Raw genomic sequence first — 17,702 nt, 5'->3', positions numbered from 1 at the left:
GGCCCCACGTTTTCAACACCCCCGCTCGCATTGAAGCTGCGAAATCCGCAGGGTTCGCGTACAGATACAACGAATTTCATCGATCGAGCCTTGCGAAACTGCCGAGACGTCGTGCACAGTGAGGTCGTGGCCAGTCGAAGTGCAGACCAGAAGGACTCCCGCGAGTCCAGGAACGGCGGCACCCCCCAGTTGGACGCCGTCTCCCTCGCCATCGTCGAGCAGCTCCAGGAGGACGGCCGCCGGCCGTACGCCGCGATCGGCAAGGCGGTCGGCCTCTCCGAGGCGGCCGTGCGCCAGCGCGTCCAGAAACTGCTCGACCAGGGCGTGATGCAGATCGTCGCCGTCACCGACCCGCTCACCGTGGGCTTCCGCCGGCAGGCGATGGTCGGCATCAACGTCGAGGGCGAGGTGGAGCCGGTCGCCGACGCGCTGGCCGCCATGTCCGAATGCGAGTACGTGGTGATGACCGCAGGCTCGTTCGACCTGATGGTGGAGATCGTCTGCGAGGACGACGACCACCTGCTGGACGTCATCAGCAAAGGCATCCGGGCCCTCCCCGGAGTGCGCTCCACCGAGAGCTTCGTCTATCTCAAGCTCAAGAAGCAGACCTACATGTGGGGAACCCGATAGCCGTGAGTACCAACGACCTCAGCAAGACCGCGTACGACCACCTGTGGATGCACTTCACCCGCATGTCCTCGTACGAGAACGCGCCCGTTCCCACCATCGTCCGGGGCGAGGGCGTCTCCATCTACGACGACAAGGGCAAGCGCTACATCGACGGTCTGTCCGGTCTGTTCGTGACCCAGGTGGGCCACGGCCGCACCGAGCTGGCCGAGACGGCGTTGAAGCAGGCGCAGGAGCTGGCGTTCTTCCCCGTGTGGTCCTACGCCCACCCCAAGGCCGTCGAGCTGGCGGAGCGCCTCGCCGGCTATGCGCCGGGCGATCTGAACAAGGTCTTCTTCACCACCGGCGGCGGTGAGGCGGTCGAGACCGCCTGGAAGCTCGCCAAGCAGTACTTCAAGCTGGTCGGCAAGCCCACCAAGCACAAGGTCATATCCCGCGCGGTCGCCTACCACGGCACCCCGCAGGGCGCCCTGTCCATCACCGGCCTGCCGGCCCTGAAGGCCCCCTTCGAGCCCCTGGTGCCGGGCGCCCACAAGGTCCCGAACACCAACATCTACCGCGCCCCGGTCTTCGGCGACGACCCGGAGGCGTTCGGCCGCTGGGCCGCCGACCAGATCGAGCAGCAGATCCTCTTCGAGGGCCCGGACACCGTGGCCGCGGTCTTCCTGGAGCCGGTGCAGAACGCGGGCGGCTGCTTCCCGCCGCCGCCCGGCTACTTCCAGCGGGTGCGCGAGATCTGCGACCGGCACGACGTGCTGCTCGTGTCGGACGAGGTCATCTGCGCCTTCGGCCGTCTGGGCACGATGTTCGCCTGCGACAAGTTCGACTACGTCCCGGACATGATCACCTGTGCCAAGGGCATGACGTCGGGCTACTCCCCGATCGGCGCGTGCATCGTCTCCGACCGCCTGGCAGAGCCCTTCTACCAGGGCGACAACACCTTCCTGCACGGCTACACCTTCGGCGGCCACCCGGTGTCCGCCGCGGTGGGTCTCGCGAACCTCGACATCTTCGAGCGCGAGGGCCTCAACCAGCACGTGCTCGACAACGAGTCCGCGTTCTTCGCCACCCTGCAGAAGCTGCACGACCTGCCGATCGTCGGCGACGTCCGCGGCAACGGCTTCTTCTACGGCATCGAGCTGGTCAAGGACAAGGCGACCAAGGAGACCTTCAACGAGGAGGAGACCGAGCGCGTCCTGTACGGCTTCCTCTCCAAGGCCCTGTTCGACAACGGCCTGTACTGCCGTGCCGACGACCGCGGCGACCCGGTCGTCCAGCTCGCCCCGCCGCTGATCTCCGACCAGCGGACGTTCGACGAGATCGAGTCGATCCTGCGCGCGACGCTGACGGAGGCGTGGACGAAGCTCTGAGCCGGCAGGCCCTGCGGCGCCGGACGGCGGGCGCCGGCGGTTCCGGTCTGCCTTCCGGATGATCAGAAACGGCCCCGTGCCGACCGTTCGAGTGAGAAACGGCGGTCCGGGGCCGTTCGCTGTCCGGGCTCACGGCGCTCGCTGCCTAGCGTGACAGTGAGTGATCGGCCCTGCCTTCGTGCCCCGAACGGCTCCCCCGCACGGGGACCGCACGGGCCGACGGAACCGAACCGAGGTGTACGCGATGGTGGCCCCGCCGGACAACGACGTGCTCTGGGCACGCGCCCTGCACTTCCAGCACAACGGCTCACCCGCTCTCTGCGGCGTCTCTCTGGAGGTGCGCGAGAGTGAGATCCTGGCCGTCACGGGCCCCCGTGGCAGCGGCAAGACGACTCTTCTGCAGTGCCTCGCCGGGCTGCTCCCGGCCCAGGAGGGCGAGGTCTGGTTCAACAGCACACCGGTGCACACCTTGAGCCCGTCGGCCCGCGAACGACTGCGGCGCGACCGCTTCGGCTGGATCGACACGACGCCCGTGCTCGTGCCCGGGCTGAACGCCTGGGAGAACGCCGCCCTTCCGCTGATGCTGCGCGGCACGAGCCGCCGGCGGGCCAAGGCCGCCGCGATGGAGTGGCTGGAGCGCCTCGACATCGGCGAGCGCGCCCGCACCCGCCCGCACCGGCTCGTCCAGGCCGAGCGCCAGCGGATCGCCGTCGCGCGGGCGCTCGCCGCCTGCCCGACCGTGCTCTTCGCGGACGAGCCCACCGCCGCCCTGCACCAGGGCGAGGGGGCACAGGTGCTGCGCACCCTCACCACTGCGGCCCGCTCGCACGGCATCACGGTCGTCCTCGCCACGCACCACGCGCAGGAGGCGGCCCTGGCCGACCGCACGGTGTCCCTGCTCGACGGACGGCGCGTCACCACCGTGCACCTGCCCCCGGTGGCCGAAGCGGAAGGCCGGGCCGCGTGCTCGCTCTCCGCCTAGCCCGGGGGGCCCACCCCCTCGTCCAGCTCCGCCGGCTCCTGGTCGCAGCGGCCTCGGCGGGCACGGGCTTCCTGCTGCTGTGCACGCTCGGGTACGCGATGGGGCACCCCGAGGCGCCGGGCGGCTCGGCGCTGCGACTGGCCTGGTGCGCCGCGCCCCTGGCCGCCACGGTGTACTTCGCGGTCGCGGTCGCCCGTACCGATCCGGGCACCCGTCCGCGCTCCGGCCTCGCGGCGATCGGTCTCGGACCGGCCCGGCTGATGGTCTTCTCCGCGGTGACCACGGCCCTGTCGACGCTGCTCGGCTCCCTGCTGGCGCTGCTGGTCTTCCTGCATCTGCGGGGCGATCTGCGGGGCATGCCGTTCGACGGTGCCCGAGCGGATTTCCTCGCCGCGGACCGCCCGCTGCCGCTGCCCGCGGCGCTCACGCTGCTCGCGCTGGTGCCGATGGCGGCGTCCGCGGCCGTCGCCCTGGTCCTGCGCCCCGGGCACGGACGGCCGCGCCCGGCCGGGCGGCGCGCCGAAGCGCGGCCCGCCCCCGACGGTGACCGCACCCCGGACGCAGCGCCCACCGGCCCGGACGGGGTACGGGTACCGGATCCGACGGCCGTGTCCCGGCCCGCTCCGGGCGGCCTGCCCTGGGGCGTGGCCACGCTGGCCGCCGGGCTCGCCGTGCAGACGCGCGCGAGCCGTCCGAATCCGGCCCCCCGGCTGTCCGGCGGGCTCCTGAGCGGACAGGTGGGGGTGTCGGCGGGCTGGGCGCTGACCGCGCTGGGGCTGGCCCTGGCCGCGCCCGCGGTCGTCTATCTGTGCGGCGGGCTGCTGCAGGCGGTGCGTCCCGGTGCGCTGCGCCTGCTGGCCGGGCGCGGCCTGCAGGAGGACGCGCGGCGGATCGGGCGGCCGCTCGGCGTGGTGTGCGCCGTGGCGTCGGGGACCTACGCGATGTCGGTGTACGCCGGCGCGCGCCCGTCCTTCGGGCCGCTCACCACGCTGGGCGCGGTGCTCGTGACGGGCTGCGCGCTCGCCACGCTGGCCACGGCGGCCGTCGAGGCGCGGCAGGCGCGCGCCGACACGGTCGCGGCTCTGGTACGGCTCGGGGCGCCGACGACGGTGCTGCGCACCGCGGCGCTGCTGCGCGCGGGCGTGCTCGTCGCGGCGTTCGCCCCCCTGACCTGGGTGGTCGCCGAGCTGGCGGCCGTGCCGATCGCGGGCTGACCGCTCCCGCGGAGAGACCGGGGATCCGGCGGCCGAAAGAAGTTCTCGCGCCCGCCGATGAGTTCCGCGGCGCCGCGCGGTCCATCCCTGCGTACGGCATCCGCGTACGACCCGTCACATCCTGGGAGAGACCGCTCATGTACCAGCAGATGATCTTCGTGAACCTTCCGGTCGCCGATGTCGACGCCTCGAAGAAGTTCTTCACGGAGCTGGGCTACTCGCTCAACCCGCAGTTCACCACGGACGACTGCGCCTGTGTCGTCATCAGCGACACGATCGTCGCGATGCTGCTGAGCCGGCAGCACTACGCCGACTTCACGGCCAAGGAGATCGCGGACGCCACCAAAACCAGTGAGGTGCTGGTCTGTCTGAGCGCCGAGAGCCGTGAGAAGGTCGACGAACTGGTCGGCAAGGCGATCGCGGCGGGCGGCACGAGCAGCCGGGAGGCGACGGACCACGGCCATATGTACGGCCGCGCGTTCGACGACCTGGACGGCCACACCTGGGAGGTCGTGTGGATGGATCCCGCGGCTGTCCAGGGCTGAGCCCGCCCGGGTGAACGGCGCGGCGGCAGCGAGGGGTTGAGGGCACGTCCGGAAAGCGTTCAAACGCGGGCACGGTTAATGAGAAGGCAAAGGCGACCGTCATGCCGGACATCGGCGTTGACAGCACTTAGCCGACGCTTATAGACCTGTGATTCTCCTGGGGACGCTGTTGCGTTGTTGCTGCAGCAACGGTCCCGACACCCCCCGCAGTTGCGCATCCCGTGAAGGGCAATCGTGACCATATCTTCCCGCACCGCACGTTCGGTGCGCATTCTCGGCATCGCCTCCGCCACCGCCGCGCTCGCCCTCGGTGCCGCCGGCAACGCCCTCGCCTGCAACATCCGTGACTTCTCGGCCGCCGCGTCCTGCGACGGCAACGGGAAGGGCGTCATCACCGTCACCGACAAGGACGCCTCCGGCAAGGAGGCGACCGTGTCGGTCTACCTGGAGTCGAACGGCGCGGACGCCAAGAAGGTCGGCGAGCAGACCGTCACCGGCACCCGCGAGGGCGCCACCGTCACGTTCTCCGAGGACTGGGCGCCGAACGCGCAGTACCGCGTCCACATCAAGGCCGGCAACATCGTCGACGAGGACATCAAGTCGGGCCTGACCACGCCGTCCGAGGCGTGCAAGAGCGAGACCACCCCGTCGGCAACGGTGACCCCGAAGCCGTCGGAGACTCCGTCGTCGTCCGCGACGCCGTCGGCGTCCGGCAGCACGGCCCCCGCCACCACCGGGGACAACTCCCCCTCGCCCGCGGCCGGCAGCTCCAACCTGGCCGAGACCGGCGCGAGCTCCAGCACGCCCCTGATCGCCGGAATCGCCGGCGGCCTGGTCGTCATCGGCGGTGGCGCGGTGTTCTTCGGCATGCGCCGTCGCGGCGCCGCGAAGGCCGACTGACGCCCCATCGGTTCGCTGCAGCACAACGGCCCGCCCCTGACCGGGGCGGGCCGTTGTGCCGGGTCACCCGGTTCCGCCGGGTGGGAGCACGACGATCTCGGCCGCCTCGAACACCACCCCGACCTCGTCCCCGGCCTCGGGCGCCTCCCGCAGGGCGCACGCCGCCTCCAGATCCGGCGCCTGACGGGGCAGCAGGCGCACGGTGACATGGGTGCCGCGGAAGGTGCGTGTGGCCACGGTGCAGCGCAGGCCCTCGGCGGCGTCCACCAGTCGTACGCCGGCGGGCCTGACCAGCAGCGTGCCCGGCCCCTGCGGGGAGCCCTCCGGAACCGGGAGCTTGCCCCACGGCGTGTCCGCCGCCTGACCGGAGACAGTCGCCGGTACCACGTTGTCGAAGCCGAGGAACCGCGCCACGAACTCGTCCGCGGGCCGCTGCCACACCTCAAGGGGCGTGCCGGACTGGGCGATCCGTCCGTCGCGCATCACGACGACCCGGTCGGCGAGCGCGAACGCCTCGCCCTGGTCGTGGGTGACGGCCAGCACCGTGGTGCCCAGCCGCCCGAACAGATCGCGCAGTTCGACGACCAGGCGTTCTCGCAGCGACCGGTCGAGCTGGCCCAGCGGCTCGTCCAGCATGAGCAGCCGCGGCCGGGGCGCGAGGGCGCGGGCGAGCGCGACGCGCTGCTGTTCGCCGCCGGAGAGCGAGGCGACGGCCCTGCGCGCGGCCCCCGGCAGCCCGACCAGGCGCAGCAGCTCGCCGACGCGCGCGTCCCGTTCGGCGCGCGCCATGCCGTGCATACGGAGCCCGAAGGCGACGTTGCCACCCACATCGCGCTGCGGGAACAGCTGGTGGTCCTGGAACATCAGCCCGACACCGCGCCGGTGCGCGGGCACCCCGTCCAGGGACCGGCCGTCCAGGATCACCCGTCCCTCGTCGAGGGGCTGCAGTCCGGCCACCGTCCGCAGCAGCGTCGACTTGCCGCTGCCGCTCGGCCCGAGCACACACACCACCTCGTGCTCGGCGACGTCGAGGCCGACCCCGTCGAGGACGGCGCGCCCCGCGAAGCGCACGCTCGCCCTGTCGAGACTGAGCATCGTCACCACTCCCCCGCCCGGTCCGTGCGCAGCCGTTCCAGGACCAGCAGCGCCATCGCGCACACCACCATCAGGATCGTCGAGAGGGCCATGGCCTGGCCGTAGTTGAGATCACCCGGCCGGGCGAGCAGACGCGCCACCGCCACCGGCAGGGTCGGGGCGCCGGGCCGCGCGATGAAGACGGTCGCCCCGAACTCGCCCAGTGACACGGCGAACGCGAACCCCGCCGCGATCAGCAGCGCCCGTCGCACGATCGGCAGGTCGACCTCCCGCCACACCTGCCACGGCGACGCCCCGAGCACGGCCGCCGCCTCCCGCAGCCGCTCGTCCACGGCCCGCAGTACCGGCAGCATGGTGCGTACGACGAAGGGGGCTCCCACCAGCGCCTGCGCGAGCGGTACCAGGATCCATGAACCGCGCAGGTCCAGTGGCGGCCGGTCGAGGGCGATCAGGAACCCGAAGCCGACGGTGACGGCGGACACGCCGAGCGGCAGCATCAGCAGCGCGTCGAGGCCGCGGACCAGACGCCCGGCGTCCCTGCGGGCGAGGGCCGCGGCGGACAGGCCCCCGATCAGCACGGCGATGAGCGTGGCGGCGACGGCGTACCGCAGCGAGGTGCCGACCGCGTCGACGGGCGGGACGAGGAAGGTGCCGCCGTCCGTGCGGGTCAGCGCCCGGTAGTACCCGAGACCGGGGGCGTCGAGCGAGCGCAGGACGAGGACGGCCGGCGGCAGCACCAGCAGCACGCTCATGGTGACGAGGACCGAGGCGAGCAGCGTCCACTGGCCCGCCCCGCGCGGCCTGCGCGCCGTGCGGGAGGCGTCGACCAGCCGCAGCGCACTCTCCCGGCGGCGCACGGTCCACGCGTGCACGACGAGGACCGCGCCCACCGCCGCGAACTGGACGAGCGTGAGCACGGCGGCCGTGGACAGGTCGAAGATCTCCGAGGTCTGGCGGTAGATCTCGACCTCGAGCGTGGAGAAGGAGGGGCCGCCGAGGATCTGCACCACGCCGAACGAGGTGAAGGTGAACAGGAACACCATCAGCGCTGCGGCGGCCACGGCGGGGCCCAGCGCGGGCAGGGTCACCTGCCGCCAGGCAGCGAACCGGGAAGCGCCGAGGACACGGGCGGCCTCCTCCTGGCGCGGGTCGAGCTGCGCCCACAGCCCGCCGACCGTGCGGACGACGACCGCGTAGTTGAAGAAGACATGGGCGAGCAGAATGGCCCATACGGTCGTGTCGAGCCGGATTCCCCACAGGTCGTCGAGGAGTCCGCCGCGGCCGACGAGCGCCAGGAAGGCCGTGCCGACGACGACGGTCGGCAGCACGAACGGGACGGTGACGGCGGCGCGCAGCACCTCCTTGCCCGGGAAGTGGAAGCGGGCGAAGACGTAGGCGCCGGGGAGCGCGACGAGAAGCGTGAGGACGGTCGAGGCGAGCGCCTGCCAGGTGGTGAACCACAGCACGTGCCGCATGCCCGGCTGCGCGAGGACGTCCACGACGGCGCCGGGGAGCCACACACCGTCGACGCGCAGACCGCGGGCGACGATCGCGGCGACGGGGTAGGCGAAGAAGACCGCGAAGAACGCGACGGGCAGGGCCGTGAGCCCCAGCCGCGCCGCGCTCCCCCGCCGCTTCGGGGCTACTTCAGTACGAGCGACGTCCACGCCTTGACCCACTGGTCGCGGTGGGCGGCGACCTCGGCCGGGGCCATGGTCTCGGGGTTCTTCGCCGCGGGCCCGTAAGCGGTGAACTCGGCGGGCACCGCGGCACCCTGCACCACCGGGTACACGAACATGTTGAGCGGCATGTCCTGCTGGAACCTCGTGCCGATCAGGAAGTCGATGAACGCCTTGCCGCCCTTGGTGTTGTGCGCGTTGCTCAGCAGGCCCGCGAACTCGATCTGCCGGAAGCAGGTTCCGGTGGCGACTCCCGTCGGTGCCGTCTTGGGGCGCGGCTGGGCGTAGACGACCTCGGCGGGCGGGGAGGAGGCGTACGAGACGACGAGCGGCCGGTCGCCGCCCGCCTTCCTGCCGCCGGCGGATCCCGAGAACTCCTGGTTGTACGCCTGCTCCCAGCCGTTGACCACCTTCACGCCGTTGGCCTTGAGCTTCTTCCAGTACGCCGGCCAGCCCTGGTCGCCGTACCGGGCGGCGGTACCGAGCAGGAAGCCGAGGCCGGGCGAGGACGTGGCGGCGTTCTCGGTGACGAGCAGGTTCCGGTACGCGGGCTTGGTGAGGTCGTCGAAGGAGGCGGGTGGGGTCAGCCTGTGGTCGGCGAAGTACTTCTTGTCGTAGTTGACGCAGATGTCGCCGAAGTCGACCGGCGTGACCCGGTGCTTGTCCCCGTCGAGCTGGTACTGCGTGCCGACCCGGTCGAGGCCCTTGGCCCGGTAGGGCTGGAACAGCCCGTTGTCGAGCGCCCGCGACAGCAGGGTGTTGTCGACGCCGAAGAAGACGTCGCCCTGCGGGTTGTCCTTGGTGAGGATCGCCTTGTTGACGGCCTGGCCGGCGTCGCCGTCCTTGAGGACCCTGACGCGGTAGCCGGATTCCTTCTCGAAGGCCGAGATGACGCTCTTGGAGGCGGCCCACGAGTCGTGACTGACGAGGGTCACGGTCTTGGAGTCGCCGCCGCTGCCGCCGACGGTGCCGGACGAGCCGCACGCGGACAGCGTGACCATGCCCAGCCCGACGACGACAACCGCGAACTGCCTGCCGATGATGCTCACTGACATTCCTCCTGGAGGTGACCAGGAAGAGACGCGGCCCCGCCCGGGAACACGGAAGGGAACCCGGGCAGGGCGCAACAGCCTGAATGGAGACCGAACTTCCTACCCAGAATGACCTGGGCGAGGTTCAGAGGGTCTGCGGTCGTTCCCGCACTCTCAGCGCTGTGGCGCTCCCCTGTCGGAATATGAAGATGTGCTTACGGGGGTCAGACTACCGCCCTACCGCTCGCCGGCCGCCAGCTGCCCGCACGCTCCGTCGATCTCCTGGCCCCGGGTGTCCCGGACGGTCACCGGCACCCCATGGGCGGCGATCGCCTCGACGAACGCCTTCTCGTCCGCGGGCCGCGAGGCGGTCCACCGGGAGCCGGGCGTGGGGTTCAGCGGGATCAGATTGACGTGCACGGGCTTGCCCTTGAGCAGCCGGCCGAGCAGATCGCCGCGCCACGCCTGGTCGTTGATGTCCCGGATCAGCGCGTACTCGATGGACAGCCGCCGCCCGGACCTGGCGGTGTACTCCAGCCCGGCGTCCAGCACCTCGCGCACCTTCCACCGCGTGTTGACGGGGACGAGGGTGTCGCGCAGCTCGTCGTCCGGGGCGTGCAGGGAGATGGCGAGACGGCACTTGAGGCCCTCGTCGGCGAAGCGGTGGATGGCCGGCACCAGTCCGACCGTCGACACGGTGATCCCGCGCTGTGAGAGCCCGAGCCCGTCCGGCGCAGGGTCGGTGAGGGTGCGGACGGCGCCGATGACACGCCGGTAGTTGGCGAGGGGCTCGCCCATGCCCATGAAGACGATGTTGGACAGCCGCGCCGGACCGCCCGGGATCTCGCCGTCCCGCAGCGCCCGCATACCGTCCACGATCTGGTGCACGATCTCGGCGGTGGACAGGTTGCGGTCGAGGCCGGCCTGCCCCGTGGCGCAGAAGGGGCAGTTCATGCCGCAGCCCGCCTGCGAGCTGATGCACATGGTGACCCGGTCGGGGTAGCGCATCAGCACGGACTCGACGAGCGTGCCGTCGAACAGCCGCCACAGCGTCTTTCGGGTCGTGCCCCGGTCGGTGGACAGATGCCGTACGACCGTCATCAGCTCCGGCAGCAGCGCCTCCTGGAGCCTGGCACGGGAGGAGGCCGGGATGTCGGTCCACTGCGCGGGGTCGTGCGCGTAGCGCGCGAAGTAGTGCTGCGCGAGCTGCTTGGCGCGGAAGGGCTTCTCACCGATCGCGGCGACCGCCTCCTTGCGCTCGGCGGGCGTGAGATCGGCGAGATGCCGCGGCGGCTTCTTGGCTCCGCGCGGCGCGGTGAAGGTCAGTTCTCCGGGCTTGGGCATGGTCCTCCCAGTGTCGCAGACACGCACGCTGGTGCTCCCGACCCACTACCGGGCATATTGTGGTAAAAGCCGCACGGCAGGGCCGACGCCAGGGCAGCCGGGGTCGCCAGGGCGTGCACGTGGAGGTGATCGGGGTGCCGGACCTCGTCGGCCGGGTGTCGCGCGCCGGTATCCGGTGCCACCCCGTGACCGTCGGGCTGCTGGTGTCGCTCCTGCCGGTGATCCTGCTGGTCGTGGACGTGCTGACGCCACCCGCCATCCGTTTCGGTTCCCTGATGGTGGCGGCGCCCGCCCTCGCGGCCGTCTTCTGCACTCCTGTCGGCGTGCTGATCGTGATCGCGGTGACGCTGCCGTGTGTGTGGATGGCCGACGTGGTGGGCCAGCAGCTGGGGGTGTCGTACTTCGTCCCGGTGCAGATCGCCACCATCGTGCTGGTCAGTGCGGCGGCGCTGGCCGCCAGCGCCGCACGGCTGCGCAAGGAGCGGCAGCTGGCCCGGTCCCGCTGGGTGGCCGAGGTGACCCAGCGGGTACTGCTGCATCCGCTGCCGCACCGGGTCGGCCGCTTCGACGTCGCCTCCCTGTACCTGGCGGCGGACGAGGAGGCCGCCATCGGCGGGGATCTGTACGCCTTCGCCCGCGGCGGGACCTCTGCGAGGATCCTGCTCGGCGACGCGCAGGGCAAGGGGCTGGCCTCGCTGGAGATGGTCAGCTGTGTGCTGAACACCTTCCGGCAGTCGGTCCGCCGGGGCAACACGGTGCCGGAGTTGGTGCACGAGCTGGAGGCAGCCTTCCGGCAGGACATCCAGGAGCTGTCCGCCGCGGCGGCCGGGGGGAGCCCGCCCCTGAACGGCCCGTTCGAGGAGGAGGCGTTCGTCACTGCGGTCGTGCTGGACCTGCCGGACACCGGCCCCCTCCGCCTGGCGAACCTGGGACACCCGCCGCCCCTGCTCGTCCACGAGGGGAACGTCACCGTCCTGGATCCGACGGTGGCGGTGCCACCGCTGGGCCTCGGCGACCTCATCCGTGGGGAGGTGCCGCTGGACACGGTCGACTTCCCTCCGGGCGCCACCCTGCTGCTCTACACCGACGGCGTGAGCGAGGCCCGTGGCCCGGACGGCGTCTTCTATCCGCTCGAGGACAGGCTGACGCGCTGGACCGCCCTGGCGCCGGACGCCCTGCTCGCCGCCGTGCACGACGACCTGCGCGAGTACGTGGGCGCCCGGCTCACCGACGACGTGGCCATGGTGGCCGTCCGGCGCCCCCCGTCCCCGGTCCGTTCCAGCTCGCGTGCCGAGGGCCTGGCGGACGTGCGCAGGACAAACCGACCGGACCGGCCGGCCCGGCGGGTCAGCCGGTTCCGACGAAGAGCACCATCAGCAGCCACACCACGGGGGCCGTCGGCAGCAGCGAGTCCAGCCGGTCCATGATGCCGCCGTGCCCCGGCAGCAGCGTGCCCATGTCCTTGATGCCCAGGTCCCGCTTGATCATGGATTCGCCCAGGTCGCCCAGTGTGGCGCTGGCCGCGACCGCGAGGCCCAGGACCAGACCCTGCCACCATGAGCCGCCGTCGATCAGGAACTGCATGCACAGCGCCCCCGCCACCATGGCGAAGGCGACCGCCCCGATCAGTCCCTCGCGGGTCTTGCCGGGGCTGATCCGCGGGGCGAGCTTGTGCGTGCCGAAGCGCCAGCCGACCGCATACGCGCCCGTGTCGCTGACGACCGTCAGCAGCAGGAACGTCAGGACGCGCTGCGGCCCGTCCTGCGCCGTCAGCAGCAGGGCGACGAACGTGGCAAGGAACGGCACATAGAAGGCCGCGAAGACACCGGCCGTGACATCCCTGAGATAGCCGTCCGGCGGCTCCGTCATACGCCAGACGAGGACCGCGAGCGCGGTGAGGGCCATCGCCGTCCAGGCGCCCTCGGCCCCCCGCATATAGCCCGCGACGACCATCGCCGCACCGCCGACCACCAGCGGCACGAGCGGCGCCCTGACCTCCTTGCGCTCCTCCAGCCGCTTCGTCAGCTCCCACAGGCCCACCACGACGGCGACCGCTATGACGCCGACGAACACGGCCTTGACGATGAACAACGACGCGACGATCACGACGCCGAGCCCGACGCCGACTCCTATGGCGGCGCCCAGGTCACGGCCCGCGCTCTTCTTCTGCGGTGCGGGCGCCGGCTTGGGGGCGTCGGGCATGGGCTCCGGATTCTGCGACGCCGCCCGGGGGTGCGGCGCCTGCGGCGTCTCGTCGCGGAACAAGGGGCCGCTCAGCCGAGCGGCCCCCCGGTCGTCATCCTGGTCTCCGCCGTGTGCGGCTACGTCGGGCACGATGGGCATGGGGCGCGTCTGCTGCGCGTCATGCGCATCGTACGCGGGGCCCGCCGGGCCGGCGCCCGGTACGGGCCCCTGGTCGGTGGGCGCCCAGTACCCGGCCTGTGGCGGCGCCCCCCAGGAAGAGTCGTTCATCAGACCTCGAGCAGCTCCGCTTCCTTGTGCTTGAGGAGCTCGTCCACCTGGGCGACGTACTTCGCGGTGGTGTCGTCGAGTTCCTTCTCAGCACGGCGGCCCTCGTCCTCGCCGACCTCTCCGTCCTTGATCAGCTTGTCGATGGCGTCCTTGGCCTTGCGGCGGACGGAGCGGATCGAGACCTTGGCGTCCTCGCCCTTGCCCTTGGCGACCTTGATGTACTCACGGCGGCGCTCCTCGGTGAGTTCGGGGAACACCACGCGGATGATGTTGCCGTCGTTGCTCGGGTTGACACCCAGATCCGAGTCGCGGATCGCCTGCTCGATGTTGCGCAGCGCGCTCTTGTCGAACGGCGTCACCACGGCCATGCGCGGCTCCGGTACCGAGAACGAGGCCAGCTGGTTGATCGGGGTCGGTGCTCCGTAGTAGTCGGCCACGATCTTGTTGAACATCGCCGGGTGCGCACGACCGGTGCGGATCGCGGCGAAGTCCTCCTTGGCGACCACGACGGCCTTCTCCATCTTCTCCTCGGCCTCGAGGAGGGTCTCTTCGATCACCACTTGCTCCTGCGTGTCTTGAGTAGGCCCGGCATCCGTGGGCGGCGGCCGGCTGCGTCGCGTCTTCTTCCTGCACGGTTCCGGACCGGCAGGACATTGTCCATCCTCCGGTCAGGGCCCGTCGCCCGGACGGAGTTCACCCCTCGCGGAGTTCACCCCGGGCAGGTCGGCCCCGGTCAGTCCCGGCCTCCTTGGTCACCCACGAGTGTGCCGATCTTCTCACCCCTGACGGCGCGGGCGATATTGCCTTCCGCCAGCAGTTCGAAGACGAGGATCGGCAGCTTGTTGTCACGGCACAGGGTGATCGCGGTGGCATCGGCGACCTTGAGGTCACGGGTGATGACCTCGCCGTAGCCGAGGGAGTCGAACTTGACCGCGTCCGGGTTGGTCTTCGGATCGGAGTCGTAGACCCCGTCCACGCCGTTCTTGCCCATGAGCAGCGCCTCGGCGTCGATCTCCAGCGCCCGCTGGGCGGCGGTCGTGTCGGTCGAGAAGTACGGCATGCCCATACCGGCGCCGAAGATCACCACGCGGCCCTTCTCCATGTGGCGCACGGCCCGCAGCGGGATGTAGGGCTCGGCGACCTGGCCCATGGTGATGGCGGTCTGCACCCGGCTGTCGATGCCCTCCCTCTCCAGGAAGTCCTGGAGGGCGAGGCAGTTCATGACCGTGCCGAGCATGCCCATGTAGTCGGAGCGGGCCCGGTCCATACCACGCTGCTGGAGTTCGGCGCCGCGGAAGAAGTTGCCACCGCCGATGACGACCGCGATCTGGGCGCCGTCGCGCACCACGGCCGCGATCTCACGGGCGATGGCGTGCACCACATCGGGGTCGACGCCCAGGCCCCCGCCACCGGAGAAGGCCTCTCCGGACAGCTTCAGCAGAAACCGGCCGCGTACTTTGCCGTCGTCGCTCTTCTGGGCCTTGGTGGTCATGGAGATCTCCTCGTGGTGCACATACGAAGAAGGCCATTGCCGGTGGGGCGTGGTTCGCATCCCATGCGCGGCAATGGCCTCCTCGTCATATCTGCTGTCGCCCGCCGCACCGGTGTGCGGGACGGCCTGCGCGAACAGCACGGACGACTGCTGTCGACCCTATCGGGGTCGCGCGTCGATCGCGGTACGGACTCAGATGCCGACCTTGATGCGCGTGAAGCGCTTCAGGGTGACACCCGCCTCGTCCAGGACCTTCTGGACGGACTTCTTGTTGTCGAGCGCGTACGGCTGGCCGAGCAGCGTGGCGTCCTTGAAGAAGCCGTTGAGCCGGCCCTCGACGATCTTCGGGAGGGCGGCCTCGGGCTTGCCCTCGGCGCGGGTCGTCTCCTCGGCGATACGGCGCTCGGCCTCGACGACCTCGGCCGGCACGTCCTCCTTGGAGAGGTACTTCGGCGCGAAGGCGGCGATGTGCTGGGCGACGCCCTTGGCGACCTCGGCGTTCGGCTTGTCGAACTCGACCAGGACACCGATCTGCGGCGGCAGGTCGGGCATGGTGCGGTGCATGTACGCCGTCACATAGCCGTCCGCGAACTGCGCGAAGCGGTCCAGGACGATCTTCTCGCCGAGGTTGGCGTTGGCCTCGTCGACGAACGCCTGGACGGTCTTGCCGGGCTCGATCTCGGAGGCGAGCAGGGCTTCCAGGTCGGCCGGGGAGGTCTTGGCGACGTGCTCGGCGATGGCCTGGGCCGCGGCCTGGAACTTCTCGCCCTTGGCGACGAAGTCGGTCTCGCACTTCAGCTCGACGAGGACGCCGGAGGAGTTGTCGTCGGCGATGATGGAGACCACGGCGCCGTTCTCGGCGGAGCGGCCCTCGCGCTTGGCGACGCCCTTCTGGCCTTTGATCCGGAGCGCCTCGACGGCCTTGTCGACGTTGCCCTCGGCCTCGTCCAGCGCCTTCTTGCAGTCCATCATGCCGGCGCCGGTGAGCTCACGGAGCTTCTTGACGTCGGCGGCGGTGTAGTTCGCCATGATTCTGTGAATCTCTTCTCGGAGTTCGAAGTCTCGAAGTCGGCGGCCGCCGCGAGGTGAGCGGACGGCCGCCAAAGATCTACGGGCTACGAAGATCTAGGGGCTGCGGGTGAACGGCGGGTGGCGCCGTCGGTGCCACCCGCCCCCACGTCAGCCGAACGGCCCGAGGGTCAGCCCTGCTCGCCCTCGGCGGCCGGGGCCTCCGCGGCCGGGGCCTCCGCGGCCGGGGCCTCCGCGGCCGGAGCCGCGGCAGCCGGGGCTGCGGTCTCGGCCTCGGCGGCCTTCTTCTCGCCCTCGAGCAGGTCGCGCTCCCACTCGGCGAGCGGCTCGCCCGCGGCCTTCTCGCCCTTGCCCTCGGCCGCGACGCCGGAGCGGGCGATGAGGCCCTCGGCGACGGCGTCGGCGATCACACGGGTGAGCAGGGTGACGGAGCGGATCGCGTCGTCGTTGCCCGGGATCTTGTAGTCGACCTCGTCGGGGTCGCAGTTGGTGTCGAGGATGGCGACGACCGGGATGTTCAGCTTCCGGGCCTCGCCGACCGCGATGTGCTCCTTCTTGGTGTCCACGATCCAGACGGCGCTCGGCACCTTCTGCATCTCGCGGATACCGCCGAGGGTCTTCTCCAGCTTGGCCTTCTCACGGGAGAGGACCAGGAGCTCCTTCTTGGTCAGACCGGAGGACGCGACATCCTCGAAGTCGATCTGCTCGAGTTCCTTCAGCCGCTGCAGACGCTTGTACACGGTCGAGAAGTTGGTGAGCATGCCGCCCAGCCAGCGCTGGTTGACGTACGGCATGCCGACGCGGGTGGCCTGCTCGGCGATGGCCTCCTGCGCCTGCTTCTTCGTGCCGACGAACATGACCGTACCGCCGTGGGCGACGGTCTCCTTGACGAACTCGTAGGCGCGGTCGATGTACGACAGCGACTGGAGCAGGTCGATGATGTAGATGCCGTTGCGCTCGGTGAAGATGAAGCGCTTCATCTTCGGGTTCCAGCGACGGGTCTGGTGACCGAAGTGGACGCCGCTCTCCAGCAGCTCCCGCATCGTGACGACGGCCATGGCCGTTCTCCTTGAGTTTTCTCGGTTGTGCCGCGAGTGCCGGATGGCACTCGCGCCTGACGCCCGCGTGCGCCGTGCCGCAAAGGACCGAGGAGCGCTGACACCGGCCTCGTGAGGGCCTGGTGTCGGGGCGTGCGAAGTCGACCCGGTGACCCGGATCGCCACAAGAAGTGTACGGGACCGGCGGGGTGGCGGGTGACGCCGCTGTCCACAACCCGGCAGTTGTCCACAGATTCCGCCATGATCGCTCGACATGCGGGACGGTTCTCGCATGCGAGCGAAACGATGTGCGTGGACATGGCCCGCGCTGCTGCTGGTCCTCCCGGTCGTGCCGGCCCCGGTGGCCCGGGCCGGCGCGCCCGCGGGCCGGCCGCCGCCCCCGGCCGCCGTGCCGGCACCCAGCAATGCGGTGCCGGCCGTCGCCCGCGTCTGGCCGGTGGGCGTTCACCCCCTGGTCGTACGGGGCTGGGAGCCGCCGGCCACCCCGTACGGCCCGGGTCACCGGGGCGTGGACCTCGCGGCGGCCCCCGGCGATCCGGTGCGGGCGGTCGCCGCGGGCCGGGTGGCCTTCGCCGGCCGGGTGGCGGGGCGGGGCGTGGTCGTCGTCGACCTGGCGGGGACGGGCGATCCACCACTGCGGACGACGTACGAGCCCGTCCGCGCCTCGGTGCGCCCGGGCGAGGAGGTCGGGCCGGGCGAGGTCCTGGGCCTGCTGGAGCCGACGGGCGCCCACTGCAGCGGACCGTGCCTGCACTGGGGGCTGCGCAGCGGGGAGACGTATCTGGACCCGCTGTCCCTGCTGCCGCCGTGGCTGCTGCGCGCCGGACCGTCACGGTTGCTGCGGGTGGACGGGGTGCCGCTGCC

17 protein-coding genes are annotated in these 17,702 nt (G+C 71.1%); 8 read left to right on the top strand and 9 right to left on the bottom strand.

Going from position 1 to position 17,702, the window contains the following annotated elements; genetic code table 11:
* Positions 1 to 111 precede the first annotated feature (111 nt).
* The 6 genes from ACFSL4_RS09310 to ACFSL4_RS09285 all read left to right on the top strand — a co-directional run bounded on the left by ACFSL4_RS09310 (position 112) and on the right by ACFSL4_RS09285 (position 5,638).
* Positions 112 to 630 carry an Lrp/AsnC family transcriptional regulator gene (locus tag ACFSL4_RS09310; protein ID WP_381080483.1) on the top strand — a complete coding sequence of 173 codons (519 nt, stop codon included), beginning with the start codon at positions 112 to 114 and terminating at the stop codon, positions 628 to 630.
* On the top strand, positions 615 to 1,997 hold the full coding sequence (locus ACFSL4_RS09305; RefSeq protein ID WP_381080481.1) for an aspartate aminotransferase family protein: 1,383 nt from the start codon (positions 615 to 617) through the stop codon (positions 1,995 to 1,997). The genes ACFSL4_RS09310 and ACFSL4_RS09305 overlap by 16 nt, the downstream gene beginning before the upstream one ends.
* Positions 1,998 to 2,241: 244 nt before the next feature.
* Positions 2,242 to 2,979 carry an ABC transporter ATP-binding protein gene (locus ACFSL4_RS09300; RefSeq protein ID WP_381080479.1) on the top strand — a complete coding sequence of 246 codons (738 nt, stop codon included), beginning with the start codon at positions 2,242 to 2,244 and terminating at the stop codon, positions 2,977 to 2,979.
* Complete coding sequence (locus ACFSL4_RS09295) at positions 2,961 to 4,193, top strand: hypothetical protein (protein ID WP_381080477.1); 1,233 nt, start codon at positions 2,961 to 2,963, stop codon at positions 4,191 to 4,193. Before ACFSL4_RS09300 ends, ACFSL4_RS09295 begins: the two co-directional genes overlap by 19 nt.
* A 137-nt stretch (positions 4,194 to 4,330) precedes the next feature.
* The gene (locus ACFSL4_RS09290) at positions 4,331 to 4,738 is read left to right on the top strand and encodes a VOC family protein (RefSeq protein ID WP_381080475.1); all 408 of its coding nucleotides are present in this window, start codon (positions 4,331 to 4,333) and stop codon (positions 4,736 to 4,738) included.
* A 234-nt stretch (positions 4,739 to 4,972) separates the two neighbouring features.
* Positions 4,973 to 5,638, top strand: coding sequence for an LAETG motif-containing sortase-dependent surface protein (locus ACFSL4_RS09285; protein ID WP_381080473.1), 666 nt, complete (start codon positions 4,973 to 4,975; stop codon positions 5,636 to 5,638).
* Between the two features lie 63 nt (positions 5,639 to 5,701).
* On the opposite strand, the gene ACFSL4_RS09280 is transcribed toward ACFSL4_RS09285, so the two are convergent.
* The 4 genes from ACFSL4_RS09280 to rlmN all read right to left on the bottom strand — a co-directional run bounded on the left by ACFSL4_RS09280 (position 5,702) and on the right by rlmN (position 10,787).
* Positions 5,702 to 6,733 (bottom strand): ABC transporter ATP-binding protein, encoded by a 1,032-nt coding sequence (locus ACFSL4_RS09280; protein WP_381080471.1) that lies wholly within the window; start codon positions 6,731 to 6,733, stop codon positions 5,702 to 5,704.
* 2 nt (positions 6,734 to 6,735) lie between these two features.
* Positions 6,736 to 8,400: an ABC transporter permease gene (locus ACFSL4_RS09275; protein ID WP_381080469.1), complete on the bottom strand. Its 1,665-nt coding sequence runs from the start codon at positions 8,398 to 8,400 to the stop codon at positions 6,736 to 6,738.
* A complete protein-coding gene (locus ACFSL4_RS09270) occupies positions 8,376 to 9,467 on the bottom strand; it encodes a thiamine ABC transporter substrate-binding protein (protein WP_381080467.1) in 1,092 nt (363 codons plus the stop codon). The genes ACFSL4_RS09275 and ACFSL4_RS09270 overlap by 25 nt, the downstream gene beginning before the upstream one ends.
* A 213-nt stretch (positions 9,468 to 9,680) precedes the next feature.
* Complete coding sequence (gene rlmN / locus ACFSL4_RS09265) at positions 9,681 to 10,787, bottom strand: dual-specificity RNA methyltransferase RlmN (RefSeq protein ID WP_381080465.1); 1,107 nt, start codon at positions 10,785 to 10,787, stop codon at positions 9,681 to 9,683.
* Between the two features lie 134 nt (positions 10,788 to 10,921).
* Between rlmN and ACFSL4_RS09260 the strand changes: the two genes are divergently transcribed.
* Positions 10,922 to 12,214 (top strand): PP2C family protein-serine/threonine phosphatase, encoded by a 1,293-nt coding sequence (locus ACFSL4_RS09260; protein ID WP_381080463.1) that lies wholly within the window; start codon positions 10,922 to 10,924, stop codon positions 12,212 to 12,214.
* On the opposite strand, the gene ACFSL4_RS09255 is transcribed toward ACFSL4_RS09260, so the two are convergent.
* The 5 genes from ACFSL4_RS09255 to rpsB all read right to left on the bottom strand — a co-directional run bounded on the left by ACFSL4_RS09255 (position 12,135) and on the right by rpsB (position 16,838).
* Positions 12,135 to 13,259, bottom strand: coding sequence for a phosphatidate cytidylyltransferase (locus ACFSL4_RS09255; RefSeq protein WP_381080461.1), 1,125 nt, complete (start codon positions 13,257 to 13,259; stop codon positions 12,135 to 12,137). The two genes, ACFSL4_RS09260 and ACFSL4_RS09255, sit on opposite strands and share 80 nt — an antisense overlap.
* On the bottom strand, positions 13,259 to 13,816 hold the full coding sequence (gene frr, locus ACFSL4_RS09250; RefSeq protein ID WP_014675285.1) for a ribosome recycling factor: 558 nt from the start codon (positions 13,814 to 13,816) through the stop codon (positions 13,259 to 13,261). The genes ACFSL4_RS09255 and frr overlap by 1 nt, the downstream gene beginning before the upstream one ends.
* Before the next feature lie 176 nt (positions 13,817 to 13,992).
* Positions 13,993 to 14,751 (bottom strand): UMP kinase, encoded by a 759-nt coding sequence (gene pyrH, locus ACFSL4_RS09245; RefSeq protein ID WP_381080459.1) that lies wholly within the window; start codon positions 14,749 to 14,751, stop codon positions 13,993 to 13,995.
* A 192-nt stretch (positions 14,752 to 14,943) separates the two neighbouring features.
* Positions 14,944 to 15,780: a translation elongation factor Ts gene (gene tsf, locus ACFSL4_RS09240; RefSeq protein ID WP_381080457.1), complete on the bottom strand. Its 837-nt coding sequence runs from the start codon at positions 15,778 to 15,780 to the stop codon at positions 14,944 to 14,946.
* A 170-nt stretch (positions 15,781 to 15,950) separates the two neighbouring features.
* Positions 15,951 to 16,838 carry a 30S ribosomal protein S2 gene (gene rpsB / locus ACFSL4_RS09235; protein ID WP_381080456.1) on the bottom strand — a complete coding sequence of 296 codons (888 nt, stop codon included), beginning with the start codon at positions 16,836 to 16,838 and terminating at the stop codon, positions 15,951 to 15,953.
* 271 nt (positions 16,839 to 17,109) lie between these two features.
* On the opposite strand from rpsB, the gene ACFSL4_RS09230 reads away from it, so the two are divergent.
* A partial coding sequence (locus tag ACFSL4_RS09230; protein WP_381080454.1) for a M23 family metallopeptidase occupies positions 17,110 to 17,702 on the top strand: 593 nt, incomplete at its 3' end.

This window comes from Streptomyces caeni, assembly GCF_042678285.1.
In the GTDB taxonomy this organism is placed as follows: domain Bacteria; phylum Actinomycetota; class Actinomycetes; order Streptomycetales; family Streptomycetaceae; genus Streptomyces; species Streptomyces caeni.
This window is presented reverse-complemented; position numbering and strand designations above follow the sequence as displayed.

Bases quoted from the DNA above. Each gene is read 5' to 3' on its own strand.
- ACFSL4_RS09255 (WP_381080461.1), bottom strand. From the start codon at position 13,259: ATGAACGACTCTTCCTGGGGGGCGCCGCCACAGGCCGGGTACTGGGCG.
- tsf (WP_381080457.1), bottom strand. From the start codon at position 15,780: ATGGCGAACTACACCGCCGCCGACGTCAAGAAGCTCCGTGAGCTCACC.
- rpsB (WP_381080456.1), bottom strand. From the start codon at position 16,838: ATGGCCGTCGTCACGATGCGGGAGCTGCTGGAGAGCGGCGTCCACTTC.
- ACFSL4_RS09300 (WP_381080479.1), top strand. From the start codon at position 2,242: ATGGTGGCCCCGCCGGACAACGACGTGCTCTGGGCACGCGCCCTGCAC.
- ACFSL4_RS09280 (WP_381080471.1), bottom strand. From the start codon at position 6,733: ATGCTCAGTCTCGACAGGGCGAGCGTGCGCTTCGCGGGGCGCGCCGTC.
- ACFSL4_RS09270 (WP_381080467.1), bottom strand. From the start codon at position 9,467: ATGTCAGTGAGCATCATCGGCAGGCAGTTCGCGGTTGTCGTCGTCGGG.
- pyrH (WP_381080459.1), bottom strand. From the start codon at position 14,751: ATGACCACCAAGGCCCAGAAGAGCGACGACGGCAAAGTACGCGGCCGG.
- ACFSL4_RS09290 (WP_381080475.1), top strand. From the start codon at position 4,331: ATGTACCAGCAGATGATCTTCGTGAACCTTCCGGTCGCCGATGTCGAC.
- rlmN (WP_381080465.1), bottom strand. From the start codon at position 10,787: ATGCCCAAGCCCGGAGAACTGACCTTCACCGCGCCGCGCGGAGCCAAG.